The following is a 26,980-nucleotide window of genomic DNA, read 5'->3' as shown; positions in this document are numbered from 1 at the left end:
TAATATGGAAAATAAAGAATTAAAACAAATGAAAATAGATACAGTTATAACTTTAGATGAATATTTAAATGCTTTAATAGAAGATGCTAGTAATGTAGCTGAACTATTTAGAGAAGATGAAATTAGTCAAGGATTATTTTTTATATCAAATATTTCAGAAGCTATTGAAGTGGTTTGTCAAGCTGTTATTGAGATTCAATCAATATTAACGGAAGAATTTGATTTAGATAACTTAAATAATTTTATGAATGAAATGATACAAGCTTTAGAAAATGAGGACTATATACTATTAGGAGATTTACTAGAATATGAAATAATTCCAATACTAGAAAATTTAAAAATAAATATAGAAAAAACTATAAAATTAAATTTAAACTAAAAAATAATAAGTGGATTTTATTGTTAGTAGAATTAAAATTAAGTTTATTATAGTAAATTCATAAAATAATCAATTTTATATTCAATTAATAAGGTGATTATTTAAGCAAAATTATAAATCCTAATTATATATTGAATAAATGAAATACATAAATTATAAAGAATGTAACAATAAATAACGATTAATAAAGAGAAGTTATTTATATTTTATTAGGTGGTGAGAAAAAAATGAGACTAAATCATAATATGATGAGTATGAATGTATATAGAAACTATACAAAGGATTTAGCAGGAAGAGCTGATGCAATTTCTAAAATTAGTAGTGGAATAAAATTAAATTCTGCAAAGGATAATCCTAATGCATTAGGAAGAAGTGAACTTTTTAGAATGCAAATAAGAGGACTTCAGGCAGCACAAAGAAACCTACAGGATTCTGTATCAATGGTTCAAGCAGTAGATGGTGCTTTATCAACAGTTTCTGACAGTTTATGTAGACTTAAAGAATTAGCTACACAAGCTTCAAATGGAACTAATACCTCTGAAGATTTAAGAACTATTCAAAATGAAATAAATAGTATTAAAGATCATATTAATAGTGTAGCAAAGGAAACAGAATTCAATGGAATTAAATTAATTGGTGATGATGATGTAATTGATAATAATAATCCTAGATATTTAAAGGTTGTATCTGGTACTAACGTTGGAGAAAATATAAAAATACCAAGGTTTGACATATCTATAGATAAGTTAGCTAAAGACGGTGCTTTAAGTTTAAAGGATTTAGATATTACAGATATTAATAAGATTTCTCAAAATCTTAAATTGATAGATGATTCCATAAAAGAGGTATCAAAAATAAGAAGTAAATATGGAGCATTACAATCAAGACTTGAAACGTCTGTAAATAACATAGATTTTACAGTATGTACATCTGAAAAAGCTGAAAGTTATTTAAGAGATGCAGATCTAGCGGAAGAAATGATGGATTATGCAAGAAATAATATTTTAGTTGAATCTTCTAATGCTATGATGGTTCAAACTAATAATTTCCCTCAGGATGCATTAAGAATTTTAGAAAGACTTAAATAATTAAATAAATTCAAAAATAGTTGGAAGACCTCTATTAAAAAAAGTAGAGGTCTTTTATATGTTATAAAAGAATTTATAAAATTGGAAATATTAATTAAGTATTAAAGATGTAAAAAATAAAAAAACGACAAAAAATATATTAAAAGAAAATAATGTCAAATATGGTTAAAACATAGAAAAAAATACGTCGAAAATGATATTTTCTGAATTTTCAAAAAATATATAATAAAATTTAAATTTATACAGGTTAGATTGCATTAAATATAATTATTGTGCATTATAACAAAAAAAAAATCGAAAATACTCAAAAATATATAGAAAAAAATGTTATATTAAGGTATAATATGAAATGTCATTAAACTTTTGTCTTATAAAAAAATAAATGGTAAATATTATTTTGTAGCAAAGTTAAATTCAATTAATAAAAAAGTAAAATTTAAAATAAAAATTAAAAATGAGGAGGTAACTAATGAGTTTAGTAAGAATGGATTCGGATGGTTATAGCTATAATCTTATAAAAAGAGCCCTAGATGTTTCCACTTTAAGAGGAAAAGTAATTTCAAATAATATGGCTAATATAAATACAAAAGGGTATAAAAGGTTTACTGTATCATTTGAAAATACTTTAAAAGCGATGGATGAACAAATTTCTAAAAATGGATTTGATTTAGAAAAAGGGTTAGGGGAGATAAAAATAGAGAAAGATAAATCAACTAGCATGAAAGCTGATGGAAATAATGTTGATTTAGATATAGAAAAAACTAATCAAGCTGCAAACACATTAATGTATAATGCATTAATAACTCAAGCAAATAATAAGCTTAGTATGACTAAATGTGTAATCAATGGTGGAGGGAGGTAATTAGATGAACAGTATGTTTAATGCATTAAGAATAAGTGCTAGTGGTCTTTCAGCAGAAAGGCTTAGAATGGATACAATTACTTCTAATATAGTAAACTGTAGAACTACAAGAGGAGAGAATGGAAAACCTTATGTAAGAAAGATTGCGGTGTTCCAAGAAAATTTAAATGGCGCTTTAGGTATGAATGGAGTTAAAGCTGTAAAAATAGAGGAGGACAAGTCTCCCCTAAGAAAAGTTTATGACCCTTCACATCCAGATGCTGATAAAGATGGATATGTAACAATGCCTAACGTAAATGTGTTAAATGAAATGGCAGATATAATAGCTTCGTCAAGAGCTTATGAGGCAAATGTAGACACATTAAATGCTAGTAAATCAATGTTTATGAAAGCTTTAGAGATTGGAAGATAGGTGAGATAGATGAGAGTTAATAGTTTTGTACCAAGCGAGAAAATATTTGATTTTAATAAAAGTAATGAAGTTAAGAAAAATAATGAGGTTGGCATTAGCTTTGTAAATACCCTTAAGGAAAAATTAGGTGAAGTTAATGATGATCAAATAAAAGCAAATGAACTTACAGATAAGATGATTAGAGGAGAAAATGTAAATGTACATCAAGTGATGTTAGCAACAGAAGAAGCTAAGATGTCTTTACAACTTGCAGTGCAAGTTAGAAACAAATTGTTGGAGGCATACCAAGAAGTTAATAGAATGCAGTTATAGTAAGGAGTGCTACAGATGGAAAAGTTGAAAGAGACTTTTAAGAATATATTTGAAAAATTTAAAGAACTTAGAAAAGGCGTAAAAATTGCAATCATAGTTTCTGTAGTAACTGTACTTGTAGCTATTATTACCTTATGTGTATATAAAAATTCTAATAAATATAAAGTTCTATTTTCAAATTTAGATACTAAAGATGCCCAAGTTATTACTAATAAATTAAAAGAACTTAAAGTAGATACTAAAGTAGAAGGCGAAAAAATATTAGTACCAACAGAAAAAGTAGATGAACTTAGATTAGAATTAGCCCCAGACATATCCAATGGTAGTAGTGGTTATGAACTTATGGATGAGGGCAGTAGCTTTGGAATGACAGATGAAGAATTTCAAATTAAGAAACTAAGAATGATTCAAGGAGAACTTGAGAGAACTATAAAAAGTTTTCCGCAAGTAGAAAATGCAAGAGTACATATAACACCATCTAAAGATTCGGTGTTTGTAAAGGATAAAGAACCAGGAAAAGCATCTGTTTATTTAAAATTAAAAAACGGAGAAAAGTTAAGTGATCAGCAGGTAAAGGCTATCGTTTCATTAATGGCAGGTAGTACAGAAAATATTCCAAAAGAGAATATAGAAATAGTTGATCAGGATTTAAATTTATTATCTAGTGGATTGTATGATGAAAAAAGTGAAGAAAATGGAGCTTCATCAACAGCTATAGAAAAGCAAAAGAAACTAGAACAAAATTATGAAAAAGCATTAGAGAAAAATGTATATGAACTTTTAGAGCCTGTAATGGGTAAGAATAAGGTTAAAGCTAAAATTAATGTTGCTTTAGATTTTGATTCAAAACAAAAAACAGAAACAGTTGTAGATCCTAATAAAGTTATCTCAAGTCAACAAACTCTTAGAGAAACTAATAATGGAGATTTAAGTGCTGCAAATAGTGAAAGCCCAGTAGACAATAATATGAGTAATACTATTGATAATAAGGAAAATGCAGCAAATAAAAGCTTAAAAGAAGAACAAAAAACTGAATATCAAACAGGAAAAACTGAAAGTAAAGTAATAAGTGCTCCTGGAGAAGTTAAAAGAATAACAAGTTCAGTAGTAGTAGATGGAAAGATTGATAAAGCTACAGAAGAAGCTATAAAAAATATTGTTTCTACAGCTATTGGTTATAAGCAAGATAGAGGAGACGATATTTCAGTAGTTGGAATGGATTTTGATCCTACTATGAAGGCTAAAGCTCAAAAAGAAATTGACGCTATGAATTCAGAAGCTGAAAGAAATAAAAAATTATCTCTTTATAAGAATATAGGATTAGGTATTGGTGGATTACTAGTACTAATAATAATAGCAATAATAATAATAAAAGTATTTAGAAAAGATAAAGAGGAAGATGAACATATTTTAGATATGGTTGTAGGCGATAATATAGCTGACAATGAAACTCAAAAATTTGATCCAATTGATTTTGGTGAAGGTGATGAGAAAACCCATATAGAAGCAGAAATAAAAAAATATGCGCAAGAGAAACCAGACCAAGTCTTTGAAGTTATTAAATCTTGGCTTGCAGAAAATGAGAGGTGATAGTTTTGGCGAAAGAAGCAAGTAAATTAACAGGAATACAAAAAGCAGCAATATTATTTATAACTCTTGGACCAGAAGTATCCTCTAGTATAATAAAAAAATTTCCTGAAAGTGATATCCAAAAGATAACATACGAAATTGCAAATACTACTTCAGTAACAGCAGAACAAAGACAGGAAATTTTACAAGAGTTTTTAGAACTTAATAGGGCAAGAGATTATATTTTAGAAGGTGGAATAGAGTATGCTAAGGCATTGCTTTCAAAAGCTTTAGGTCCACAAAGAGCAAATGAAATTTTACAAAAGGTATCAGAGGCAACTCAACAATACAGACCTTTTGCTATTGCAAGAAAAGCAGATGCTAATCAATTACTTAATGTAATTTCTAATGAGCATCCACAAACAATAGCTTTAATACTTTGCTATTTACAAGCTGAAAAAGCAGCTCAAGTTTTATCAGAACTTCCAAATGAAGTTCAAAGTGATGTAGCTTATAGAGTTGCAACAATGAATAGTACATCACCTATGGTTATAAAAGAAATAGAGAAAGTATTAGATAGTAAACTTTCATCAATAGTAAGAAGTGAAGTTTCTACTTTAGGTGGAGTTGACACTCTTGTTGATATATTAAATCAAGTAGATAGAACAACTGAGAAGAATATAACTGAAGGATTAGAACAAGAGGATGTTGAATTAGCTGAAAAAGTTAAGAGTAGCATGTTTGTATTTGAAGATATTATTATGCTTGATAATACATCTATTCAAAGAATTCTTAGAGAGGTGGATGTTAAAGATCTTTCACTTGCTCTTAAGGGATGTTCAGATGACGTTGCAAGTGTAATATTTAACAACCAATCAAAGAGAGCTGCTACTTCATTAAAAGAAGATATGGAATTCTTAGGTCCAGTAAGACTTATGGATGTTGAAAAAGCTCAACAAAAAATTGTATCTATAATTAGAAGATTAGATGATTCAGGGGAAATAATCATTTCAAGAGGTGGAGAAGATGCAGTCATTTTATAGTGTGATAAAAAACAAAGAAGTGATTATTGCAAAAGATAAAAAAATATCCACAGATTATAAATCCTTTAAAGAAATAGAAAAATTAGATAAAGAAGAAACATTTAATGATGAATTTAAGACAAATGAAGAAGAAAAAAAGAAGGAAATACTTAAAAGTTATAATGTTATTGGTGAAGGCATTATAAAAGCAGCCCAAAATACTAAAGAAAAGATAGTAGAAGAAGCTTTAGTTAAAGCAAAAGACATAGAAAGAGAAGCTTATGAAAAAGGGTATTCTTTAGGATTAGATAATGGACATGAAGATGGATATAAAGAAGCTTATGAAGAATATATTAAAAAAGCAAAAGAAGATGGAGAAAAGATAAAAGAGGAAGCTAATAAAGTTCTTTTCTCCGCTAATAAAACATACGAGAATTTTTTAGAAGAGAAAAAAGCTGAAATTATAAAATTATCATTATTTATGGCTGAGAAAATAATAAAAAAAGAGCTAATAAAAGATGATGGAATAAATAAAATAATAGAAGATGTTATTGAAGAATGTAAGGGAAGTAAGAGCATCCTTATAAAATGCAATCCAATTCATAAAGAAAAAATTTCTCAGGAAATAGATCTTTGGAAAAATAAATATTCTATAAAAGATAAAATATTTGTTTTAGAAGATGAAGATTTAGAACCAGGAAATGCCGTTATAGAAAAAGAGACAGGAAAATCTATAGTAGGTATTGACATAGCCTTAGAAAAATTAAAAGAAGCACTGAAATAAGACAGGAGGAAGATATGTTATCTATTGATTTTAATAATATAAAAAAGAGAGTAGAAAATATTAATCCTGTTTATTCAGAAGGAGTAGTTAGTAAAGTAATTGGATTAACAATAGAAGTTCAAGGAATAAAGGCCTTTGTAGGTGAGTTATGTTTAGTATATGGCCAAAAAAATTCGGCAATAAAATGTGAAGTAGTTGGCTTTAAAGATGATTCAGTAATACTTATGCCTTTAGGAGAACTTATAGGTATTGCTCCAGGCTGTAAAGTTATTCCACAGGGAAAGCCATTATCAGTTAAATGTAGTAATGGACTTTTAGGGAAAATAATAGATGGATTAGGAGTTCCTTTTAATGAAGAAGAACTTCCTTTTGGTGAGGAGTATGCTTTAGATAATGCTCCTCCGGATCCACTTAAAAGAAGAAGAATAAGTGAAATTATACCTACGGGAGTTAGAGCTATTGATGGTTTTCTAACTTGTGGGGAAGGACAAAGAATAGGTATTTTTGCAGGTAGTGGTGTTGGTAAAAGTACAACTTTAGGAATGATTGCAAGAGAAGCAGAAGCAGATGTAAATGTAATTGCACTTATAGGAGAGAGAGGAAGAGAGGTCTTAGATTTTATTGAAAAAGACCTTGGTGAGGAAGGAATGAAAAAGTCAGTAGTAGTTTGTGCAACTTCCGATAAACCTGCTCTTATAAGACTTAAAGGAGCGCTAACAGCAACAGCTATAGCAGAATATTTTAGAGATCAAGGCAAAAAAGTTATTCTTATGATGGACTCTGTTACAAGATTTGCTATGGCTCAAAGAGAAGTAGGACTTGCAATTGGTGAACCACCAGCAACTAAAGGATATACTCCATCAGTTTTTGCCATGCTTCCAAGGCTTATGGAAAGATCAGGAACATCTGATAAAGGATCAATAACGGCTTTTTATACTGTATTAGTTGATGGAGATGATTTTAATGAGCCTATTGCAGATACTGTTAGAGGTATTTTAGATGGACACATAGTTTTATCAAGAGCATTAGCTCATAAAAACCATTATCCAGCTATAGATATATTAAACTCAGTAAGTAGATTAATGCCTACTATTGCAGATGAAGAACATATAAATTCAGCATCTTATGCTAGAGATTTATTAGCAACCTTTAAAGAGTCAGAAGATCTTATAAATATAGGTGCTTATGTAAGAGGAAGCAATAGAAAGGTAGATTTAGCAATAGATTATAATGAATCAATTGTTAGTTACTTAAAGCAGGGTATAAAAGAAAGTACTAGTTTTGAAGAAAGTAGAGAGCGATTGGTTTCAATGTTTAGAAGGTAATAAATATGGAAAAATCATTTAAGTTTAACTTAGAAAAGGTATTAGATATAAGAAAAGAAAAAGAAGAAGAAAGTATAAGACAGTTTAAGGAAGTACAAAAAGAAAAAATAAGTATAGAAAATTGTCTTAATGATTTAAAGGATAATTATGATAAATATAAAGGAGTTAAATCTGGAGAAAGTATTATTTATCAGAAAATCAAAAGAAATTATTTAAATTCAGTAAGTTTAGGAATAAAAAATACTGAAAAGAAACTTCAAAATAAAATAGAAGAACTAGAAACTAAAAGATTAGATCTTAATGAGAAAAGAATAGAAAGAAAAACAGTAGAAACTTTAAAGGATAAAAAATTTAATGAATTTATTAATGAGCAAAATAGAGTTGAAAGAATAAATAATGATGAATTAGCTCTATATGCTTTTGTAAGAAATAAAGCAATTTAATTGAAAGGAGGTGAAAATAAATGCAAGGAGATTTATTAAAAGTAATTTCAAAAGAAAATTTATCTAAAAAGAATATTATCAATAAAAAAGATACTAAAATTTCTAATAGAAATAAAAATAATGATTTTACATTTAAAGATGCTGTTAATGAAGCAAGTAAAAGCAAAGAAGTTAAAAAAACAGATAATTTATATGAAAATAAATATAATAAAGAAATTGAAGATACAGATGAAGATAAAGATTTAATAGAAGACGATAAAAAATATGAAGATGATATTTTAAAGTTTTTATTAATGTTTATAAATGAAAATAAATTTGATTCTAATAACAAAGACGATGAAAAGTTGCAAAAAGTAAATAATTTATTAAAGTCTTTATTAAAAGAAAATATTGATCTTGATATAAATCAAGCTTTAAATAATAAAAATAAGAGCAATGAATCAAAAGATTTAATAAATACTTTATTTACAAGGGACTTAAGTGAGTTTTTAAAGGGACAAGAAAATGCCATAGACTTTAATGCGTTAAATGGTGAAATTGGTAGTTCTAAAAATTATTTGATAGATTTATTAGATAAAAAAATTCAAAGTATTAAAGAAAACTTAATGCTTAATGGTAATTCAGATAAATTAAATAGTAAAAACATTAAGACTAATTTAATTTTAGAATTATTTAGTGATAAAGAAATTAATAATATAAAACAGTTAATTAATAGTTTTAAAAATGAGAATTCTGACAGCTTAAATAATAATTCATCTAAGAATTTGTTTAATTTAATAATTAAAAAACTTAAAGAATCAGATGATTTTAAAACAAATGAAAATAAAAATAACTTAAACAATATAGAGCAGATAAAAAAACATAGTAATAAGCTTAAGACTGTTTTAGAAAATAATTCAAATTTAAAAGATAGTAAAGAAAATTCTTCTAAAGAATTTAAGGAAGATGACTTTTTAAATGAGGTAATTGGTAAAAATAATAAAAATCAATTTAATCATAGAATAGGATTTATGCAAAATCTAAATAATGTTTCTTTTAATCAAAATATTGAAGATGTAGGAACAATAAATATAAAAGAAAATCCTGTTGAAGGAATAATAAAAACTATAAAGTTCATGGATAAAGAAGGAATTAAAGAATTAACTGTTAAAATTAATCCAAAGGAATTAGGAGAGATGACAGTAAAGCTTACAATGACGGCTTCTTCAATGAAGGCCACAATAGAAGCAACTTCTAAGGAAACTTATAAGATTCTTCAAGCCAATTTAAATGAACTTAAAAATTCTCTTCATAATGAAAATATAAAAATTGAAGAATTAAATATAAATTTATATAATGATGATCCAAGTTTTTATAGGAATAGCTCTAATGAAAGCGGATTTAATAATAGTTTTTTAAACAACAATAACTCTAACAGGGAAAATAAAGAAAGTCATAATAGAATAAACATATTAAATGACAATGTAGAAGTTAAAGAGACTACTACTGATGATGGAATTGTAAATATGTTTGCTTAAAATTATATAAAGAAGGAGAGCTTTAAATGTCTATAAATAGTATTGGATATGATGGAAGCAGAGCTACTGAAAGAGGAACTAAGATCTCAAAGCCTGGTAGTGATATGGATAAAAATGCGTTTTTAAAAATATTATCTGCTCAATTATCAAACCAAGATCCTATGAGCAATACTGATTCAACTCAATATATATCACAAATGGCTCAATTTACTGCAATGGAACAAATGCAAAACTTAAATTCTACAATGACAAAATTTGCAGATAATTCATTAGTAGGTAAAGGGGTAACTACTAAAGTTTTAGATGATAAGGGAATACCATATACAGGAATTGTTAAAGCTGTTACAGATAACAGTGGTAAAATAACTATTTCAGTAGAAGTAAATAATAATGGCAAAAATGAACTTAAAGATTTTGATAAAAATGACATATCATCAGTTTTAAATGTTCCAGATTACTCTTTAAATGGAATAAATAATATAAATGGTAATATGCAATTTTTATTAGCATCTTCATTTATAGATAAAAAGGTTACTATAAATGAAAAAGATGGTAATGGAAATCTACTTAAAGGGGAAGTGATTAGTGCCTTTAAGGATAATGGATTAATCAAAGTTACTGTTAAATTAGATGGGGAAAATATTAGTAAGGATTATACTTTGGATAAAATTACGAAAATATCAAAGTAGAGGTGGTTTAGGTGAGCTATAGAATCATTAATGGAAAGCCATATTTAGTTGGAAGTTTTGGACAAGTTAATGATAACTCAACTAATAAAATAGAAAAAAATAATGGCAAAAAACAAAACAGTTTTAAGGAAGTACTAGATACTACTTTAAAAAATGATAAGAGCTTTACTATATCAAATCACGCTTCAGAAAGATTAAAAAATATAGATTTTACAGATAAAGATTATAAAGAGATAGAAAAAGGTTTTGCTATAGCTTATGAAAAAGGTGCGAAAAACACATTAATGCTTTATAAGGATGTTGCTTTAATAGCAAGTGTAAAAAATAAAACAATTATTACAGCTATAGATAAAGATAGAACTAAAGATAATGTTTTTACCAATATAGATAGTGTAGTAATTTTATAAAAAGCTGGACCAAGGGGAAGCTTAGTTTTGTGGAACGATAGAAGCAAAACATTGTTATTTTACACATAATAAAAATTGGAGGTTACATAAGATGTTAAGATCAATGTATTCAGGAATAAGTGGTATGAAAACCAACCAGGTCAAGTTAGATGTTATAGGAAATAATATTTCTAACGTAGGAACTACAGCTTTTAAATCATCAAGAGCTAGATTCCAAGATATGTTAAGTCAAAATGTAAAAGATGCAATGGCACCAAATGCAAATGTTGGAGGTATGAACCCTAGCCAAGTAGGTCTTGGAGTTCAACTTGCAAGTATAGATACAGTAATGTCTCAAGGTATGATGCAACCAACAGGTAGAACATTAGACCTTGCAGTAGATGGAGAAGGATTCTTTATGGTAAGTAAAGGACCTCAAATTGCTGGAGATGCAACTTTAGAAGTTAATCACAGACAAGGAAATCACTCAATAACAGCTCAATCATTAGCTAACTCAGGAAATGAGATAATGTTTAGTAGAGATGGTTCTTTCACTTTAGATGAAGGTGGAAATCTTATAACATCAGATGGATATAGAGTTTTAGGATATTCATTAACTAATGATGACACTGCAGAAAGAGCTACAGAAAAAAATCCTAATACAGTATCAACAGCTGGATTAGATTTTAGATTTGGACCAGGATCTGCATTAAATGGATATAAGGTAGTTTTAGGTTCAATTGGACCTAACACACCAACTACTTGTGATGTAGATAAGGTTTCAAAAGAAGTAATTTTAAATGGAGATTTTGCAACAGCTGGAGCAATAAAAACACCAGAAGTTGAATCTGCTATAAATAAAGGATTATCAGCAGCGGGAATAGCACAAAGTATTTTTGTAACTGGAAAACCAGTAACTATTCAAGGTCTTGGATCAGCAAATCTTGTTGGTGGACAAGATGATGAAGCGCCAAATAGTGTATCAGTTGGAGGATTTACATTCCAATTTAGTGAAGGTTCAGCATTAAATGGATATTCTTTTGAATTTGGAAAAACAGCTCCACCAGCAGGTAAAGATAATTTAGACATTAATGTTTCAATAAATAAAGGTGCAAAGAAAATAACAATAGATGCAGATTTAGTTAATAAAGCCGCTTTTAATGGAGAAGATTTAGTTAATGCTATAAATGGAAAATTCCAAGCAGAAGGCATAGATATGCAAATAATAAATTATAGTGGATCTCCAATAAATATATCTGATTTATCTGTAAAGCTTGGAAAAGGATCTATATACAAGGAACCTAACATGATAAGTGATGCAAATAATGGACTTACTTTTAAAGCTAAGGGATTAAAGGATGATACAGGATCAGAATTAAATGGATATAGTATTGTGGCTAATGAAGATACAAGTTTAGTAGATGGAACCTGTAAAGTAGATATTTCCTCTAACCAAATTAATGTAGCAATTGGAAAAAATACTCCTGCTGATAAAATACAAAAAGCTATAAATGATAAATTAAAAGAAAAAGGTATTAGAAAATGTACTATAGAAGTTAGTGGAAACTATAAAGCAGATCCATTAGCTAAACCAGCAGTTGTAGGAAATGATGGTTCAGATTTTAAATCAGCTAATCCAGTTAAATTAATGGGATTTAATATACAACTTCCTAAGGGAGATCTTTTTGATAACTGTGAGATTGAAGTTGGAGATATTAATGCAGGAAATATAACTGCAGAAGCTAACTTAGATCCTAAAACTAATAAAATTAATAAAATAGTAATAAGTGGTCCATTTAGTACATTAGGAAAGATAAAATCAGACCAATTAGCTGAAGCAATTAAAGAGGGCGTAAATAAAGTAAAACCAGATGCAATAGATAATACAAAAGATGATAAAAAAGTAACAGTTAAAGGAAGTCAATCAAATGTATTATCAGGTTTAACTTCAAATACTATAGATGGAGGATCATCTAAAAAAGCTCCTCAAACTATTAGTGTAAATGGAATGAATTTTTCAATATCAGATGGTGCTGCTTTAAATGGATACTCAATTGATATTGGAAGAGTAACTGCTGGAACTAAGACTTCTGTAGAAATTGATGAAAAGAGCAAAAAGATAATTTTAAATGGAGATTTTGCAACAGGAACAAATCTTGAGGTTGGAAGAATTCAAAATGAATTAAATAAAGCTTTAAGTGAAAAAGGAATAAACCAAACAATAGAAGTTGCAGGAACTCCAAATGTAATAGGTGGATTAGAGTCTGGAATTACAAATGGTGGTACACCAGTACAAAGTTTAGGTTCTGATGGAGAAGTTAATTTTGTTGATGGAACTAAGGATTTAAAATCTTATGATGGTGGATTAAAGACTCTTAAAATTCCAGAAAAAATTAAAGTACCTGGAACAGGATTAGAGCTAAGAGTAAAAACTTATTCAATAGATAAAAATGGTGTAATAAATGCTGTACTAGAAGATGGAAGAGTTGCAGCTTTAGGACAAATTGCTATGTCAAGCTTTAAGAACCCAACAGGTCTTACTAAACTAGGCAAAAACCTTTATTCACAGTCAGTTAACTCTGGAGAGGCAACAATAAAGTCTGGTGTAGGAACTAGAGGAGATGACAATAGTAAGGGTTATGGAGCTATGCTTCAAGGTATGCTAGAAATGTCTAATGTTGATTTAGCAGAACAATTTACAGATATGATAGTTACAAATAGAGCATTCCAAGCTAGTGGAAAGATGATAACTACTGGTGATGAAATATTACAAGATATTATAAACCTTAAGAGATAGTCTGCTATAGGGATAGCCTATAGGCTATCCCATTTAATAAGTTAAATTAATGAATCTTTTTAAAACTAAATAGTTAAGAAATGCCTAAAAGCATAGGTTAGGAGAGAATATATGATAAAGCTAACTTCTATAAATAACGATAAGTTTATTTTAAATGTAGATAATATAGAAAAGATAGAGCAAATATCTGATACTATAATCACCTTAACAAGTGGCAAGAAATTTAGAGTAAAAGAAGATCAAGATGAAATTGTAGACAAAGTAGTAGCATATAAAAAGAGAATTTTTAATTCTAAGTAATAGGAGGCAACAAAATGAAAAAAACAGATAATCTTACGTTGATAGGATTAGGAACAGGAATTGTATTACTTCTTTGGGGAATGATGATGGGTGGAAGTAGCTTAAAAGTATTCTTCGATCCTGCATCAATTTTAATAACAGTTGGAGGATCTTTTTGTGCGTTACTAATTACATATGGAATAAAGGAGATAAAAAGTGTAGGAACTTTATTTGTACAAAGTACAAAGGAAAGTACTAACTCTAACAAAGAGTTAATTTCTAAGTTTGTTGAGTTTTCTAAAAAATCTAGAAAAGATGGACTACTTTCATTAGAAGATGATATAGCAAGTCTTGACGATGATTTTTTAAAAAAAGGTCTACAAATGGTTGTAGATGGTATAGAGCCTGAAACTATAAGAGAAATTATGGAGCTTGAAATTGGTGAGATGGAAAAAAGACACTCATCTGGAGCTGCTGTTTTAAAAACATGGAGTGCATATGCTCCTGCATTTGGTATGATAGGAACACTCATAGGACTTATTCAAATGCTTTCTTCAAATCTTAGTGATGCTGCAGGGATAGCATCTGGTATGGCAAAAGCTCTTATAACAACTTTCTACGGATCATTAATGGCAAACTTAGTTTTAACACCTATGTCAATAAACTTATCAACAAAAAGTGAAAAGGAAAGTGGAACTAGGGACTTAATGTTAGAAGGAATTTTAGCAATTCAATCAGGAGTAAATCCAAGAATTGTAGAAGAAAAATTAGTAACTTATCTTGAACCTAAAGACAAAGAAGAATATTTAGCTCAATCCATTTCTAGTGGAGAAGGAGTGAGAGATAATGGCTAGAAAAAAGAAAAAGGGTGATGGCGGTGTAAGTGGTGATGAATGGCTTGCAACCTATTCTGATACCATAACTTTATTACTTACTTTTTTCATACTTTTATATACTATGTCTAGTGTAGATTCACAAAAGTTAAAAGTAATGTCAGCTGCAATGCAAAAGGCCTTTCAAGGAAAAGGTGAGAGTGTATTAGAGTATAACTTACATAATGGAACAGAACCTATAGTAGGAAATGAAGATATAGAAAAACCTGATTCAGGTGATACAGTAAATGAGAATGATTCAGCCTACAACAATATAGAGCAATTTGTAAATGAAAATAATTTAGCTTCTGATGTTCGTCTAACAAAAGACGAGAGAGGAGTAATACTTCAAATAAAAGATAGTATTTTATTTGAATCAGGTAAAGCTGATTTAATTGAAAGTAGTAGAGAAGTATTAGATAAAATAAGTAAATTATTATCATCTATGCCAAACAAAGTAATTATAGAAGGACATACAGATAATTTACCAATAAATACATATAAATTTGCTAGTAACTGGGAACTTTCTGCAGCAAGAGCAGTAAATGTTGTAAAATATTTTTCTGATAATAAAAAAATAGATCCAACAAGATTTTGTGCTGCAGGATATGGAGAGTATAGACCTATAGTAGATAATTCAACGCCAGATAATAGAGCTAAAAATAGAAGAGTAAATATACTTATAGTTACTAATGAAAATAAAGATAGTAAACAAAGTAAGGAGAGTTAGTTATGGCTGCAATGGAGAATAAAGGCAACAAAACTAAAATAATAGCACTAGTAATTGTATTATTAGTAGCAGTTGGAGCAGGAGTTTACTTTGTAACTCTTAACATGGTTAAGAGCAAAGGAACTGAGCAAGTTAAACTTGATTATTATGATTTAGGAGAAACTTTTATAAATCTTAATGATGAAGGTGGAAAGAGATATTTAAAAACTCAAATTTCATTATCTTATGATGGTAAAAATGAAAAGTTAAAAGAAGAAATTGATAAGGACAAACCAGAATTAAAAGATATAGCTATATATTATTTTAAAGGAAAAAAATCAGAGGATTTTAATTCAGCAAATGAAAGTGAAATTAAAAAAGGATTATTAACAGAAGTAAATAAACATTTGACAGCAGGACAAATAAATGGAGTGCATTTCCAAGAGTTACTAATACAGTAATGGTGTAGTAATGGAAATTTTTTTGGCAATAGTTAAGATGATTATGGTGTTAATTGCAGTTGTTTGTTTAATTTTAATAACTTTTAAATTAAGTGAAACTAGACTTAATAAAATGCGAAATGGCAATTATATAAAAGTTATCGAAAGAACGCAAATTACTAAAAATAACACCATAATTTTAATAAAAGCTGGTAAAAAAGGATATTTAATCAATTGCTCCAATGACAAAAGTGAAGTTTTAAAGGAAATAAGTGAAGATGAGATTCTGTTAATTGAAAAAGAAAAGCAAGATATAAAAAATAATATGGCTATAGACGTTAACAATAAATTATTACAAATAAAAGATAAATTAAAATCGTTAAAGTTAAGAGGAAAAAATTAATGAAAAAGTGTATAAAGATTGGAATGATATGTTTAATCGCATCATTAGCAATGATAGTCTTTAGCAATAGTATAAAAGCTCAAGCAGCTCCTACAGGAGCTATGTCTCCAATAAATATTACAGTAGATGGAGGGAGTAGTGCTAAAGATTATGTTTCTAATATTAAACTGTTAATTTTATTAACAGTACTAACTATATTACCATCATTTTTAATAATGATGACTAGTTTTACAAGAATAATAGTTACATTTTCATTTTTAAAGAGTGCACTAGGTGCACAGCAGTCTATTCCTAATCAAATCTTAATAGGATTAGCTTTGTTTTTAACAATATTTATAATGATGCCAGTTTATAATCAAATAAATGATAATGCCTTAAAGCCTTATTTAGAAAATAAAATTACTCAAGATGAAGCTTATGAAGCTGGATCTAAACCAATAAGAGAGTTTATGCTAGGTCAAACTAGAAAAAAAGATTTAGAACTTTTTGTAGAATTATCTAAAATGGATAAGAGTAATTTAGATAGAGAAAATATTCCATTACAAGTTGTTGTTCCTGCTTTTGCTATAAGTGAACTTAAAACAGCATTTCAAATAGGATTTTTAATATATTTACCATTTTTAATTATTGATATGGTAGTAGCAAGTGTGCTCATGTCTATGGGGATGTTTATGTTACCTCCAGCTATGATATCTCTACCTTTTAAATTATTATTATTTGTTATGGTAGATGGTTGGTATCTATTAGTCAAATCATTAGTATTAAGTTTTTCGTGAGGTGATTTTAAATGAGTGAACATTTAGTAATTGGAATTATAAAAGATACTATGGCAACAGCATTAAAACTATCGGCACCATTTTTAACAGTAGCTATTGTTGTTGGTTTAATAATCAGTATTATTCAAGCTACAACCCAAATTCAAGAACAAACATTAACTTTTGTACCAAAACTTATAGGAATAGCTGTTGTGGGATTATTATTGTGCAGCTGGATTACACATAATATGATTGGATTTACCGAAAGAATCTTTACTTTAATATCAAATATCGTTCATTAGGTAGAGAACCTTGATAGATACAGCATATTATTTAGCGATTTTTTTCATATTTATAAGACTAATAAGTTTTTTAGGTATAATAACAGCCTTTTTCCCACGATCTACTCCTAAGAGTTTTAAGGTTTTCTTTACAATAATATTTTCACTTATTCTTGTTAATATTATTGATTATTCATCTATAAAAGAGATAAATTCTAATTTTACTATTGTAATGTATATAATAAATGAATTTATGACAGGAGTAATTTTAGGATTTGTAACAAATTTATGTTTTTATATTTTTCAAATGGCAGGAAGTTTAATGGACATGCAAATAGGGTTATCAATGCTTACAATGTATGATCCAAACTCTCAAAATAATACAACTTTATTATCTAGGATTATTCACTGGATAGGTATACTAATATTTTTTATAGTTGATGGACACCATTTACTTATAAAAGAATTAGTAGCTAGCTACAATGTAGTTAATATAGGAAAAAGCATTGTATATGGTGACACAATGATGCTTGTAATTAATAGTTTTATTCAATATTTTATTATAGGTTTGAAAATAGCAATACCAATAGTATTGATTATTATAATTACAGATTTAACTTTAGGATTAGTTTCAAGAACAGTTCCTCAACTAAATATTATGATTCTTGGACTACCTTTAAAGATATTTGTAGGAATAATGGCTTTCCTAGTGGGATTACCTATAATTATAAAAGGTTTGGTAATAAGCTTTGGCCATATATGGGATACCTTCCATGGAATTTTTGGTGCCTTACCATTAGCTTTAATATTTTCTTCTGATGAAAAAACAGAGGAGGCAACTCCTAAGAAAAAAGCAGAATCAAGAAAAAAAGGACAAGTTCCTAGAAGTAAAGATGTAAATATAGCAATAACTATGGTTACCTGTACTTTAGTTGTAATAGGATTAAATAGTTTTATAGCATCAAATCTTAAAGAGAACATTATAACTTTTTTTTCCATGAATTTTAAAGAAGATTTAGGAGCTAATACAGTAGGCGTAATAATATTAAATTTAGCATGGAGAATAGCTAAAACTTATTTACCAGTAGTTCTTCCTATAATGGTTATGGGAGTTGTAGCTTCAATTATGCAAACAGGATTTTTAGTTACAGGAGAACCGCTTAAACCTTCCTTAGATAAATTAAATCCATTAAATGGTTTTAAAAATATGTTTTCAAAAAGAAGTTTTATAGAGCTTACTAAAAACTGTATAGTAATTGTAATTGTTAGTTATGTGGGATACTTATTTGTTAAGGAAAATTTCTTACACATTATGCAAATAGGTAATACATATGTACCATCTATATTAGATGAAATTAATGAACTAGTAATAAAAATATTTATTAAAGTATCATTGGTTCTAGTTATATTAGCAGTTATAGACTATTTTGTTCAAAGAAGACTTTACGATAAAGATATGAAAATGTCTAAAGAGGAAATAAAAGAAGAGTTTAAACAAATGGAAGGAGATCCTCAAGTTAAATCAAAGATAAAACAAAAGCAAAGAGAGATGGCTACAAGAAGAATGATGCAATCTATTCCAGATGCCACAGTAGTTGTTACAAACCCTACTCACTTAGCAATAGCATTAAAGTATGAAGAAGGTAAAACAGAAGCACCTATTGTGGTTGCAAAGGGAGCAGATAATTTAGCACTAAAAATAAAAGAACTTGCTAAAGAAAATGATGTTCCAATTGTTGAAAATAAACCTTTAGCAAGGTTAATTTTTAAATCTGTAGAAGTTGAAGAAGAAATACCAGGAGATATGTATCAAGCTGTAGCAGAGATATTAGCAGTAGTTTATAAAATGAAAAAAGATAAAAAATAGAAAATTAAGAAAAGGATGTGGAAACAAGAATGGAGGCAAAAAGTTCAAGGTTTAAATTGAAAAATAACCTAGATGTTTTAGTTGCTTTCGGCGTTGTTGGAATTGTAATGATGATTATAATTCCATTGCCACCATGGATGCTAGATATATTATTAGCATTAAATATAACAATATCAATAGTAATAATATTAATAACAATGTTTACAACTAATGTATTGCAACTATCAGTATTTCCAACGTTACTATTGGTTACAACCTTGTTTAGATTAGGTCTTAATATCTCATCTACAAGATTAATCCTAACAGATGGAGCTGCAGGAGAAATAATACAAGCTTTCGGTGAATTTGTTATTCGAGGGAATTATGTTGTAGGAATTATAATATTTTTAATTATAATTGTTATTCAGTTTGTAGTTATTACAAATGGTGCTGGTAGAGTATCAGAGGTAGCAGCAAGATTTACATTAGATGCTATGCCTGGAAAGCAAATGAGTATAGATGCTGATTTAAATGCAGGATTAATAGATGAAATGACTGCAAAGCAAAGAAGAAATGATTTGCAGGCAGAGGCAGATTCTATGGTTCTATGGATGGTGCTTCTAAGTTCGTTAAAGGAGATGCCATAGCAGGAATAATAGTTACTATAATAAATATTCTTGGTGGAATTATAATTGGTGTTATGATGAAACATATGTCTGCAGCTCAAGCAGCTCAAAACTATGTTAGATTAACAGTAGGTGATGGACTTGTGAGCCAAGTACCAGCCCTTTTAATTTCAACAGCATCAGGTATTTTAGTAACTAGGTCAGCTAACGCTGAAAGTTTTGGTAAGTCAATGACTAAGCAGCTTACAGGATTCCCAATTGCATTAGCTATTGCATCAGTATTAATGATGTTTTTAGCATTAATACCACAAATGCCTGGAGCAACATTTTTTATACTTTCCGTTGGTGCTGGTACTGCAGCATATTTCTTATATAAAGACCAACGCGAAAAGAGTGAAGAAGCTATAGCAAGAGAAGAAGAAGAAGTTATTGAAATGGAAAGCAAAGAGCCAGAAAATGTAATGAATTTAATTTCTGTAGAGCCTATGGAAGTTGAAATAGGTTACGGGTTAATACCACTTACTAATGAAAGTACTGGTGGAGATTTACTTCAAAGAATAGCTTCTGTTAGAAGACAATGTGCTATAGAAATGGGTATAATAGTTCAGCCTATTAGAATTAGAGATAATCTTCAACTGAAAAATAATGAGTACATAATAAAAATTAGAGGAACAATGGTAGCCTCAGCAGAACTTATGCCAAATATGCTTTTATCAATGGATCCAAGTGGTGCAGGTGCTGAAATGGCAGGAATTCAAACAGTAGAACCTACTTTTGGATTACCAGCAGTTTGGATTAATAATGACCAAAGAGAAGAAGCTGAAATTAAAGGCTTAACAGTTGTAGATCCAACTACAGTTATGGTAACTCATTTAACAGAAACTATTAAATTACATTCATATGAATTATTAGGAAGACAAGAAGTTAAACTTATAGTTGATAATGCAAGAGAAAAATATAGTGCTGTAGTAGATGAACTTATCCCAGATTTATTAACAATTGGAGAGATTCAAAAGGTACTTCAAAATTTATTAAAGGAAAAGGTTCCAATAAAAGATATGGTTACAATAATGGAATCTTTAGCGGATAATTCAAGAAATACTAAGGATTTAGAACTTTTAACAGAATATGTAAGATGTGCTCTTGCAAGAACTATTTGCAATCAAATAATAGATGAAAATAGAGCAATTACAGTAATAACATTAGATCCATCAATAGAAGAGGTTATAGCTAATAATATTCAAAGATCAATGCAAGGTTCTTTCCCAGCAGTAGATCCAGATACTACAACTAGAATTTTCACTGCACTAAAAAATACAATGGATTCAGTATATTTTTATAATAATCAACCAATTGTATTGGTATCACCAAATATTAGGGCACCTTTTAGAAAGTTAACAGAGATGGTGTTCCCTCATATAATGATTCTTTCAATTAATGAAGTTCCAAATGATGTTGAAATTAGAACTGAAGGAGTAGTGGCATTATAGTATGATTATAAAAAAATATGTAGTGAAAAATATGAATGAAGCTATGACAAGAATTAGATATGAACTTGGAAAAAATGCTTTAATAATAGGACAAAGAAAAGTTAGAGGAAAAGGAATTAAAGGTTTCTTTTCCCCTAAACTTTTAGAAGTAACAGCGGCTATAGAGAGCTATGAAAAAGAAGATGATAAATTAGATATTTTAAATGCATTTAAAAAGCCATTAGATAATTTAGAAAATGTAAATACTTTACCTAAAAAAGAGGTATTAAGTAGCAAAAAAGAAGAAAAGTTTTTAATTAATAAAACTAATCTAGATAAACATAGTGAACAAAATAATCCATTAATGAAAGAAATTTTAGAAATGAAGAGTTTAATTTCTAAAAATATTATAGAAAAAGAAATTAAAGAAGAAATACCTATGCTAGAATCATTAAAGGAAAATGATGTAGATAGTAAAATAGTTAATTATATAGAAAGTCAGTTAAAAGAATGTAATTCTATAGAAGAAAAAAATGAAAAGATTAGAAAGATATTAATAAATAATATTAGTATAGATAATCAAATAGATACAGGAGTTATTGCTTTTGTAGGACCTACTGGAGTAGGAAAGACTACAACAATAGCTAAAATAGCTGGAGAATTAGCACTTATAAAAGAAAAAAAAGTAGGACTCATTACAATAGATACTTATAGAATAGGTGCAGTAGAACAATTAAAAACTTACAGTGAAATAATAAACATACCCTTTGAGGTTGTAACAACATTAAAAGGTATGGAAAAAGCTATAGAAGACATGAAAGAGTGTGATGTTATATTAATAGATACTACAGGAACTAATTCTAAAAATTCTATGCAAATATCTGAAATGAGAGCTCTTATAAATAAAGCAAATCCAGATAAAATTAATTTAGTTGTAAGTAGTACTATTAAAAATAAAGATATTGAAGGAATATTAAAGGGATATAAAGCTTTAGGATATGAAAGTGTAATTATAACAAAACTTGATGAAACCTCAGCTTATGGTTCTTTAATAAATATTTTATTTGAAAGCAAGGTTCCACTTAGTTATATAACATTAGGACAGAATGTCCCTGATGATATAATAAAACTTTCAAAAGAAGAAGTATTAGAAGTTATTTTAGGAGAAAGAACTTTATGTTAGATCAAGCAGCAAAATTGAGAAATATGGTTGGCAAAAAATGTGATAATAAAAAGGCTAAAATAATAACTGTAACATCTGGTAAAGGTGGAGTTGGAAAAAGTAACTTTGTTATAAACCTTGGCATATATCTTCAAAGTATTGGTAAAAAAATAATGATTTTTGATGCTGATATAGGAATGGGTAATGATGATATTCTTATGGGCATAACAGGAAATTGGAATTTCTTTGATGTAATTTCCGGTGATAGAGAGATAGAAGATGTTATTATTGAAGGACCATCTGGCATAAAACTTTTAAGAGGAGGTTCTGCAGTAAATAGAATTGAAGAGCTAACAGAAGAAGAGAAAGAAAGATTTTTTAAAAAACTTTCTGCATTAAAAGATTTTGATTATATAATCATGGATACTGGTGCTGGAGTTAGTAGAAATGTACTTGGATTTATAAGTTGCTGTGATGAAGTAATATTTATAACAACACCAGAACCAACTTCAATAACAGATTGTTATAGTTTAATTAAAGCAACAAATCATTTTAAGTTGAAAAGTACTGGAAGTATTATTGTTAATAGAGTTTTCTCTAAAAAAGAGGGAGAAGAAGTCTATAATAAATTAAAAAATGTATCAAAAAGATTTTTAAACATGGATTTAAAATATTTAGGTTTTGTATATGAAGATAAGAGATTAACTCAATCAGTAAGGGAACAAAAGCCCTTTATTATAAATTTTCCTAATTCTATAATTAGTAACAATATAAAGGATATAGGAAATGCTTTAATCGGAGAAAAAAATAATAGTGAAAATACAGGGGTTGAAACTTTATTTAAAAAGATATTTAATATTTTTTCTTAAGGAGAGATAGGTGTATGAAATATGTTTAATTTAAGTATACATGATAAATTAGGATTAATCATACAAGATAATATATATATGTGTAATGTGAAATGTTTAGAAGAGGGTTATTTTATTTTAAATACACCATTTAAAGAAAAAGAATCTATTATCTTAAGTAAGGGGAAGATTATAGAGACTTTAAACTATGATGCAAATGGGAATTTATATAAGTTTTCTTTAGAAGTTCTAGATAAAAAAATGAATTATGAAAAAAAGATAGTTTGTGTTTGCAAGTACTGTAACGATTCACTTAAAGTAGAAAAAATAGATAATATTACAGCAAGATTTTTTGAACTTATAAAATATAGTAAGGGATTTATAAAAGAAGAGATATTTAAAAGAGCAAAAAAATCTAATGGAATTTTAATAAATATTAATGAAACAGGCATTAGATTTAAAACAAGAGAAACTTTGAATCTTGGAGATGAATTAACTTTTGAAATAAAAAATGATGAAGATTATCTAATTACAAAAGGTGCAGTTAGAAGAGTTGAGAATACAAATAATAAAGAATTTTTATATGGTGTAAATTTTTATAATAATGATAAAAAAGAAAAAGAGAAGATAATTAAAATGTTAGTTACAATTATTAAAAAGCAAAGAAAGTTGCTATAGAGGAGGAAACTTAGATGGCAGTAGCAGATTCTATGGAGTATAGAAAAGAAATTGTAGAAAAATATATACCTCTTGTTAAATATATAGCATCTAGAGTTATTATAGGAAAGACTAAATATATTGAATATGAAGACTTAGTTAGTTATGGAATGGTAGGACTTATGGATGCTTTAAATAAATTTGATAAATCAAAGGGAATGAAATTCTCAACATATGCATCTATAAGAATAAAAGGTTCCATGATAGATGAAATAAGAAGAAACAGTCCTATTTCTAAGGGAGCTATGGATAAATTAAATAGATATAATGATGTAGTGGAAAGACTTCAAAGAGAATTAATGAGAGAACCTACTAATATAGAAATTGCAGAAGAATTACATATGAATCTAAATGAGGTTGCTCAAATAGAAATGTACATAAATTATATTTCAGTAGTTTCATTAGAAAATATTATTTTTTCAGATGATGATGATATATCTATAATGTCAATGATAGCAGATAAAAATAGTCCAAGTCCTGATAAAATATTAGAAGATAAAGAAGATATAAATATATTAAAAGAAGGACTTGATATGCTAAATGAAAAAGATAGAATAGTTTTAAATCTTTATTATTATGAAGGTTTAACTTTAAAAGAAATAGGTAAAGTTTTAGATGTTTCAGAATCGAGAGTATGTCAATTACATAGTAGAGCCATAAGAAATTTAAGATCTGTCTTAAAAAAGTTAGAATTTGTTTAAAGAGGAATAGGTATAAATATGATTTTCTTACTTATAATTATAGGAGCTATTCTTATTATATTTAATATGAAAGCTCTAAAAAAAGAAAATAAAAATTTTGATAATGTATTTAACGAAAAAATAGATAACATAACAGAAGTTAATTTAGAAATTGGAGAGCTAAGAAGAGAATTTGGGGAAACTATATTTGAACTTCAATGTGATATAGAAAAGCTTAAAAAAGAAAACTTATTTTTGCATAATGAATTACTGAAGATTAATGGAAAATCCTTCGATAATAAAAGAGATCATAACTTTCAAAATGAATATAAAATAGATGAAAATGAAGCTTTTAATTTAAAAGAACTAGATAATAAAAATCAATTAGACAATATGGCAAAGGATAAAGTAGATAAAATTAAAGAACTTTTAGATAAAGGACTTAGAATTGATGAAATTTGCCAGAAAACATCTAGTGGAAAGGGGGAGGTATTATTAATAAAAGGATTATACAAAAAATAAAAAATACCTTCTTTCTTTTAAAGGATAGAAAGGTTCTTATAGGATTAGGAATAGGTATTATATTAGGAGCTATTATAATGAAAGCAACTAATTATAGTTATAGTCTATCTAGAGAGCAAATTGAATTAAAAGCAAAAGGTTATGGTATGCACTATAGTGACGAATGTAAGGTTATATTTGATAAGGAGCTGAAGGAAAAATGATAAGAAGTTTATACACTGCAGTATCAGGGCTAATAAGTTTAGAAGCTAAACAAGATGTTATAAGTAACAATATGGCTAATGCTAACAATGGTTCTTATAAAGCTGAAAATTTAGCTATTAAAAAGTTTGATGATGTTCTTATAGAAAATAAAGATAAACTTTCAGGTAATAGAAATGTAAAACAAAAGATAGGAAAGTTATGTTTAGGATCTAGAATTGATGAGACAAAAATAGATTTCTCACCGGGAATACTAGAGGAAACAGGCAAAAAAACAGATTTTGCAATAGATGGTAAAGGATTCTTTGTAGTTAGAAAAGGTGATGAAGAGCTTTATACAAGAGCTGGAAGTTTTAGGGTAGACCCTAGGGGAGAACTTATAACTGCTAATGGGGAAGAAGTGTTAGGAAGAAATTTAACTACAGGGGCAGTAGAACCTATTGCAGTTGGAAGTGGAGAAATATCATTAAACGGTAACAATGATGTATATATAGATGGTAGACCTAAATATTCTTTACTTACTGCAAATTTTAATGATTATAATTCATTAAAAAGAAGAGGCGATAATCTTTATGAGGGAACCAATCCTAATTATAATGAGAGAGTATATGTAAAGCAGAGAATATTAGAAAAATCTAATGTTAATATAACAAAAGAGATGATAGACATGATTACTACTATGAGAAACTTTGAATCTAATCAAAAAGTAGTTCAAACTATAGACGAAACTTTAAATAAGGCAGCCAATGAAGTTGGTGCTGTAAAGTAATAGGAGGGGTTTTAAATGCTTAGAATGCTATGGAATGGTAAAAATGCCATGTTAGCGAATCAAGAAAAAATTGATGCAATATCAAATAACTTAGCAAATGTACAAACTAATGGTTATAAGAAGGTTAATGTATCTTTTGAAAATCTTATGACAGAAACTTTAGAGAGAAAAGGATATCCAACAACAGGTAAAGAAGCATTTACAGGAACAGGTGTTAGAACTACTCCTTGGTCAAGAGATGATGCTCAAGGTATTCTTAAAGAAACCTCTATAAATACTAACTTTGCTTTAGATGGAGTTGGATATTTTAGAGTGGTTAAACCAGATGGTACATATTCTTATACCAGAGACGGAGCATTTTATACTGATGCAAGAGGAAGATTAGTAGATTCAAGAGGAAATAAATTATACATAGAATATGATAATGGATTTAATGAGAATAATGTTCAATTTTCAAGAGATAACTTTATGTTAGATAAATCAGGAGAGATAGCATTAAAAGAAAATGGTCATCTAAGAAAAGTAGGAAAAGTACCAGCATTTACAACTACAGGTACTGATTCTTTAGTTTCTACAGGTTCTAATTTATTTGAACCAAAACCAGGAGCTCAAATGACTGTTACTAATAATGTAGATATGCTACAAGGATTTTTAGAAGGATCTAATGTGGATATGGGAAAAGAGTTTTCAGATCTTATAATAGCTCAAAGAGCCTTTGAATTAGGTTCAAGAAGTGTAAGAACTGCTGATGAAATGTGGGGAATGGCTAATAATTTAAGATCAAGATAGAATTTATATTAATAGGTTAAAAGTGCT

The 26,980-nt window shown here is 28.1% G+C and carries 30 protein-coding genes and 1 pseudogene; all 31 read left to right on the top strand.

The features are described from left to right. Positions 1 to 4: 4 nt before the first annotated feature. Positions 5 to 379, top strand: a complete 375-nt coding sequence (locus BUA70_RS04120) for a DUF8042 domain-containing protein (protein WP_072893612.1) — start codon at positions 5 to 7, stop codon at positions 377 to 379. A gap of 227 nt (positions 380 to 606) precedes the next feature. Next, on the top strand, positions 607 to 1,467 hold the full coding sequence (locus BUA70_RS04115) for a flagellin N-terminal helical domain-containing protein (protein WP_072893610.1): 861 nt from the start codon (positions 607 to 609) through the stop codon (positions 1,465 to 1,467). A 469-nt stretch (positions 1,468 to 1,936) separates the two neighbouring features. After that, a complete protein-coding gene (gene flgB, locus BUA70_RS04110) occupies positions 1,937 to 2,329 on the top strand; it encodes a flagellar basal body rod protein FlgB (RefSeq protein WP_072893607.1) in 393 nt (130 codons plus the stop codon). 4 nt (positions 2,330 to 2,333) lie between these two features. Further along, the gene (gene flgC / locus BUA70_RS04105) at positions 2,334 to 2,741 is read left to right on the top strand and encodes a flagellar basal body rod protein FlgC (RefSeq protein WP_072893604.1); all 408 of its coding nucleotides are present in this window, start codon (positions 2,334 to 2,336) and stop codon (positions 2,739 to 2,741) included. 9 nt (positions 2,742 to 2,750) lie between these two features. Continuing rightward, the gene (fliE, locus tag BUA70_RS04100) at positions 2,751 to 3,053 is read left to right on the top strand and encodes a flagellar hook-basal body complex protein FliE (RefSeq protein WP_072893601.1); all 303 of its coding nucleotides are present in this window, start codon (positions 2,751 to 2,753) and stop codon (positions 3,051 to 3,053) included. A gap of 15 nt (positions 3,054 to 3,068) precedes the next feature. Continuing rightward, positions 3,069 to 4,643, top strand: coding sequence for a flagellar basal-body MS-ring/collar protein FliF (fliF, locus tag BUA70_RS04095; RefSeq protein WP_072893598.1), 1,575 nt, complete (start codon positions 3,069 to 3,071; stop codon positions 4,641 to 4,643). 5 nt (positions 4,644 to 4,648) lie between these two features. Then, the gene (gene fliG, locus BUA70_RS04090; protein ID WP_072893595.1) at positions 4,649 to 5,665 is read left to right on the top strand and encodes a flagellar motor switch protein FliG; all 1,017 of its coding nucleotides are present in this window, start codon (positions 4,649 to 4,651) and stop codon (positions 5,663 to 5,665) included. A 1-nt stretch (position 5,666) separates the two neighbouring features. Further along, positions 5,667 to 6,428 carry a FliH/SctL family protein gene (locus tag BUA70_RS04085; RefSeq protein WP_159429638.1) on the top strand — a complete coding sequence of 254 codons (762 nt, stop codon included), beginning with the start codon at positions 5,667 to 5,669 and terminating at the stop codon, positions 6,426 to 6,428. Positions 6,429 to 6,442: 14 nt separating this feature from the next. Beyond that, complete coding sequence (gene fliI / locus BUA70_RS04080; protein ID WP_072893588.1) at positions 6,443 to 7,753, top strand: flagellar protein export ATPase FliI; 1,311 nt, start codon at positions 6,443 to 6,445, stop codon at positions 7,751 to 7,753. A 5-nt stretch (positions 7,754 to 7,758) separates the two neighbouring features. Continuing rightward, entirely contained in the window at positions 7,759 to 8,196 is a 438-nt protein-coding gene (gene fliJ / locus BUA70_RS04075) for a flagellar export protein FliJ (protein WP_072893585.1), read from the top strand. A 20-nt stretch (positions 8,197 to 8,216) separates the two neighbouring features. Next, a complete protein-coding gene (locus tag BUA70_RS04070; protein ID WP_072893582.1) occupies positions 8,217 to 9,713 on the top strand; it encodes a flagellar hook-length control protein FliK in 1,497 nt (498 codons plus the stop codon). A gap of 26 nt (positions 9,714 to 9,739) precedes the next feature. Beyond that, on the top strand, positions 9,740 to 10,402 hold the full coding sequence (locus tag BUA70_RS04065) for a flagellar hook assembly protein FlgD (protein ID WP_072893578.1): 663 nt from the start codon (positions 9,740 to 9,742) through the stop codon (positions 10,400 to 10,402). Positions 10,403 to 10,413: 11 nt separating this feature from the next. Next, positions 10,414 to 10,809 (top strand): TIGR02530 family flagellar biosynthesis protein, encoded by a 396-nt coding sequence (locus BUA70_RS04060; RefSeq protein WP_072893574.1) that lies wholly within the window; start codon positions 10,414 to 10,416, stop codon positions 10,807 to 10,809. A gap of 91 nt (positions 10,810 to 10,900) precedes the next feature. Further along, positions 10,901 to 13,585 carry a flagellar hook-basal body complex protein gene (locus BUA70_RS13380; RefSeq protein WP_072893570.1) on the top strand — a complete coding sequence of 895 codons (2,685 nt, stop codon included), beginning with the start codon at positions 10,901 to 10,903 and terminating at the stop codon, positions 13,583 to 13,585. A gap of 111 nt (positions 13,586 to 13,696) precedes the next feature. Further along, the gene (locus BUA70_RS04050; protein ID WP_072893567.1) at positions 13,697 to 13,885 is read left to right on the top strand and encodes a flagellar FlbD family protein; all 189 of its coding nucleotides are present in this window, start codon (positions 13,697 to 13,699) and stop codon (positions 13,883 to 13,885) included. A 14-nt stretch (positions 13,886 to 13,899) separates the two neighbouring features. After that, positions 13,900 to 14,718 (top strand): motility protein A, encoded by an 819-nt coding sequence (locus BUA70_RS04045; protein ID WP_072893564.1) that lies wholly within the window; start codon positions 13,900 to 13,902, stop codon positions 14,716 to 14,718. After that, complete coding sequence (locus BUA70_RS04040; protein WP_072893561.1) at positions 14,711 to 15,466, top strand: OmpA family protein; 756 nt, start codon at positions 14,711 to 14,713, stop codon at positions 15,464 to 15,466. The genes BUA70_RS04045 and BUA70_RS04040 overlap by 8 nt, the downstream gene beginning before the upstream one ends. A gap of 2 nt (positions 15,467 to 15,468) precedes the next feature. Continuing rightward, positions 15,469 to 15,906, top strand: coding sequence for a flagellar basal body-associated FliL family protein (locus BUA70_RS04035; RefSeq protein ID WP_072893558.1), 438 nt, complete (start codon positions 15,469 to 15,471; stop codon positions 15,904 to 15,906). A gap of 10 nt (positions 15,907 to 15,916) precedes the next feature. After that, the gene (locus BUA70_RS04030) at positions 15,917 to 16,288 is read left to right on the top strand and encodes a flagellar biosynthetic protein FliO (RefSeq protein ID WP_072893555.1); all 372 of its coding nucleotides are present in this window, start codon (positions 15,917 to 15,919) and stop codon (positions 16,286 to 16,288) included. After that, a complete protein-coding gene (gene fliP, locus BUA70_RS04025) occupies positions 16,288 to 17,064 on the top strand; it encodes a flagellar type III secretion system pore protein FliP (protein ID WP_072893552.1) in 777 nt (258 codons plus the stop codon). Before BUA70_RS04030 ends, fliP begins: the two co-directional genes overlap by 1 nt. A gap of 11 nt (positions 17,065 to 17,075) precedes the next feature. After that, entirely contained in the window at positions 17,076 to 17,345 is a 270-nt protein-coding gene (gene fliQ / locus BUA70_RS04020) for a flagellar biosynthesis protein FliQ (RefSeq protein ID WP_072893549.1), read from the top strand. A 10-nt stretch (positions 17,346 to 17,355) separates the two neighbouring features. Further along, positions 17,356 to 19,191: a fused FliR family export protein/FlhB family type III secretion system protein gene (locus BUA70_RS04015; RefSeq protein ID WP_072893546.1), complete on the top strand. Its 1,836-nt coding sequence runs from the start codon at positions 17,356 to 17,358 to the stop codon at positions 19,189 to 19,191. Positions 19,192 to 19,220: 29 nt separating this feature from the next. After that, positions 19,221 to 21,286, top strand: a pseudogene (flhA, locus tag BUA70_RS04010) (flagellar biosynthesis protein FlhA). A gap of 1 nt (position 21,287) precedes the next feature. Next, on the top strand, positions 21,288 to 22,448 hold the full coding sequence (flhF, locus tag BUA70_RS04005; RefSeq protein WP_072893543.1) for a flagellar biosynthesis GTPase FlhF: 1,161 nt from the start codon (positions 21,288 to 21,290) through the stop codon (positions 22,446 to 22,448). Continuing rightward, positions 22,442 to 23,296, top strand: a complete 855-nt coding sequence (locus BUA70_RS04000; protein WP_072893541.1) for a MinD/ParA family protein — start codon at positions 22,442 to 22,444, stop codon at positions 23,294 to 23,296. The genes flhF and BUA70_RS04000 overlap by 7 nt, the downstream gene beginning before the upstream one ends. A 21-nt stretch (positions 23,297 to 23,317) precedes the next feature. Further along, positions 23,318 to 23,953 (top strand): PilZ domain-containing protein, encoded by a 636-nt coding sequence (locus BUA70_RS03995; RefSeq protein WP_072893538.1) that lies wholly within the window; start codon positions 23,318 to 23,320, stop codon positions 23,951 to 23,953. A 14-nt stretch (positions 23,954 to 23,967) separates the two neighbouring features. Beyond that, a complete protein-coding gene (locus BUA70_RS03990; RefSeq protein WP_072893534.1) occupies positions 23,968 to 24,693 on the top strand; it encodes a FliA/WhiG family RNA polymerase sigma factor in 726 nt (241 codons plus the stop codon). 66 nt (positions 24,694 to 24,759) lie between these two features. Next, a complete protein-coding gene (locus tag BUA70_RS03985; protein ID WP_159429637.1) occupies positions 24,760 to 25,194 on the top strand; it encodes a hypothetical protein in 435 nt (144 codons plus the stop codon). Between the two features lie 77 nt (positions 25,195 to 25,271). Then, a complete protein-coding gene (locus tag BUA70_RS13260; protein ID WP_278337206.1) occupies positions 25,272 to 25,397 on the top strand; it encodes a hypothetical protein in 126 nt (41 codons plus the stop codon). Next, the gene (locus tag BUA70_RS03975) at positions 25,394 to 26,164 is read left to right on the top strand and encodes a flagellar hook-basal body complex protein (protein ID WP_072893524.1); all 771 of its coding nucleotides are present in this window, start codon (positions 25,394 to 25,396) and stop codon (positions 26,162 to 26,164) included. Before BUA70_RS13260 ends, BUA70_RS03975 begins: the two co-directional genes overlap by 4 nt. A 15-nt stretch (positions 26,165 to 26,179) precedes the next feature. Continuing rightward, positions 26,180 to 26,953, top strand: coding sequence for a flagellar hook-basal body complex protein (locus tag BUA70_RS03970; RefSeq protein WP_072893521.1), 774 nt, complete (start codon positions 26,180 to 26,182; stop codon positions 26,951 to 26,953). The last annotated feature ends 27 nt before the right edge of the window (positions 26,954 to 26,980 follow it).

Source organism: Clostridium fallax (assembly GCF_900129365.1).
In the GTDB taxonomy this organism is placed as follows: domain Bacteria; phylum Bacillota; class Clostridia; order Clostridiales; family Clostridiaceae; genus Clostridium_AH; species Clostridium_AH fallax.
The sequence above is the reverse complement of the archived record's forward strand: the minus strand, read 5'-3'. Positions and strand labels throughout refer to the sequence as shown.

Coding starts and splice junctions, on each gene's coding strand:
- BUA70_RS03995 (WP_072893538.1), top strand. CDS start 23,318: ATGTTTAATTTAAGTATACATGATAAATTAGGATTAATCATACAAGAT.
- BUA70_RS04035 (WP_072893558.1), top strand. CDS start 15,469: ATGGCTGCAATGGAGAATAAAGGCAACAAAACTAAAATAATAGCACTA.
- BUA70_RS04070 (WP_072893582.1), top strand. CDS start 8,217: ATGCAAGGAGATTTATTAAAAGTAATTTCAAAAGAAAATTTATCTAAA.
- BUA70_RS03985 (WP_159429637.1), top strand. CDS start 24,760: ATGAAAGCTCTAAAAAAAGAAAATAAAAATTTTGATAATGTATTTAAC.
- BUA70_RS13380 (WP_072893570.1), top strand. CDS start 10,901: ATGTTAAGATCAATGTATTCAGGAATAAGTGGTATGAAAACCAACCAG.
- flhF (WP_072893543.1), top strand. CDS start 21,288: ATGATTATAAAAAAATATGTAGTGAAAAATATGAATGAAGCTATGACA.
- BUA70_RS04040 (WP_072893561.1), top strand. CDS start 14,711: ATGGCTAGAAAAAAGAAAAAGGGTGATGGCGGTGTAAGTGGTGATGAA.
- fliQ (WP_072893549.1), top strand. CDS start 17,076: ATGAGTGAACATTTAGTAATTGGAATTATAAAAGATACTATGGCAACA.
- fliE (WP_072893601.1), top strand. CDS start 2,751: ATGAGAGTTAATAGTTTTGTACCAAGCGAGAAAATATTTGATTTTAAT.
- fliI (WP_072893588.1), top strand. CDS start 6,443: ATGTTATCTATTGATTTTAATAATATAAAAAAGAGAGTAGAAAATATT.
- BUA70_RS04050 (WP_072893567.1), top strand. CDS start 13,697: ATGATAAAGCTAACTTCTATAAATAACGATAAGTTTATTTTAAATGTA.
- fliP (WP_072893552.1), top strand. CDS start 16,288: ATGAAAAAGTGTATAAAGATTGGAATGATATGTTTAATCGCATCATTA.
- BUA70_RS03990 (WP_072893534.1), top strand. CDS start 23,968: ATGGCAGTAGCAGATTCTATGGAGTATAGAAAAGAAATTGTAGAAAAA.
- fliJ (WP_072893585.1), top strand. CDS start 7,759: ATGGAAAAATCATTTAAGTTTAACTTAGAAAAGGTATTAGATATAAGA.
- fliF (WP_072893598.1), top strand. CDS start 3,069: ATGGAAAAGTTGAAAGAGACTTTTAAGAATATATTTGAAAAATTTAAA.
- BUA70_RS13260 (WP_278337206.1), top strand. CDS start 25,272: ATGAAAGCAACTAATTATAGTTATAGTCTATCTAGAGAGCAAATTGAA.
- BUA70_RS04120 (WP_072893612.1), top strand. CDS start 5: ATGGAAAATAAAGAATTAAAACAAATGAAAATAGATACAGTTATAACT.
- BUA70_RS04045 (WP_072893564.1), top strand. CDS start 13,900: ATGAAAAAAACAGATAATCTTACGTTGATAGGATTAGGAACAGGAATT.
- flgC (WP_072893604.1), top strand. CDS start 2,334: ATGAACAGTATGTTTAATGCATTAAGAATAAGTGCTAGTGGTCTTTCA.
- BUA70_RS04115 (WP_072893610.1), top strand. CDS start 607: ATGAGACTAAATCATAATATGATGAGTATGAATGTATATAGAAACTAT.
- BUA70_RS04065 (WP_072893578.1), top strand. CDS start 9,740: ATGTCTATAAATAGTATTGGATATGATGGAAGCAGAGCTACTGAAAGA.
- BUA70_RS04030 (WP_072893555.1), top strand. CDS start 15,917: ATGGAAATTTTTTTGGCAATAGTTAAGATGATTATGGTGTTAATTGCA.
- flgB (WP_072893607.1), top strand. CDS start 1,937: ATGAGTTTAGTAAGAATGGATTCGGATGGTTATAGCTATAATCTTATA.
- BUA70_RS03970 (WP_072893521.1), top strand. CDS start 26,180: ATGCTTAGAATGCTATGGAATGGTAAAAATGCCATGTTAGCGAATCAA.
- BUA70_RS04000 (WP_072893541.1), top strand. CDS start 22,442: ATGTTAGATCAAGCAGCAAAATTGAGAAATATGGTTGGCAAAAAATGT.
- BUA70_RS03975 (WP_072893524.1), top strand. CDS start 25,394: ATGATAAGAAGTTTATACACTGCAGTATCAGGGCTAATAAGTTTAGAA.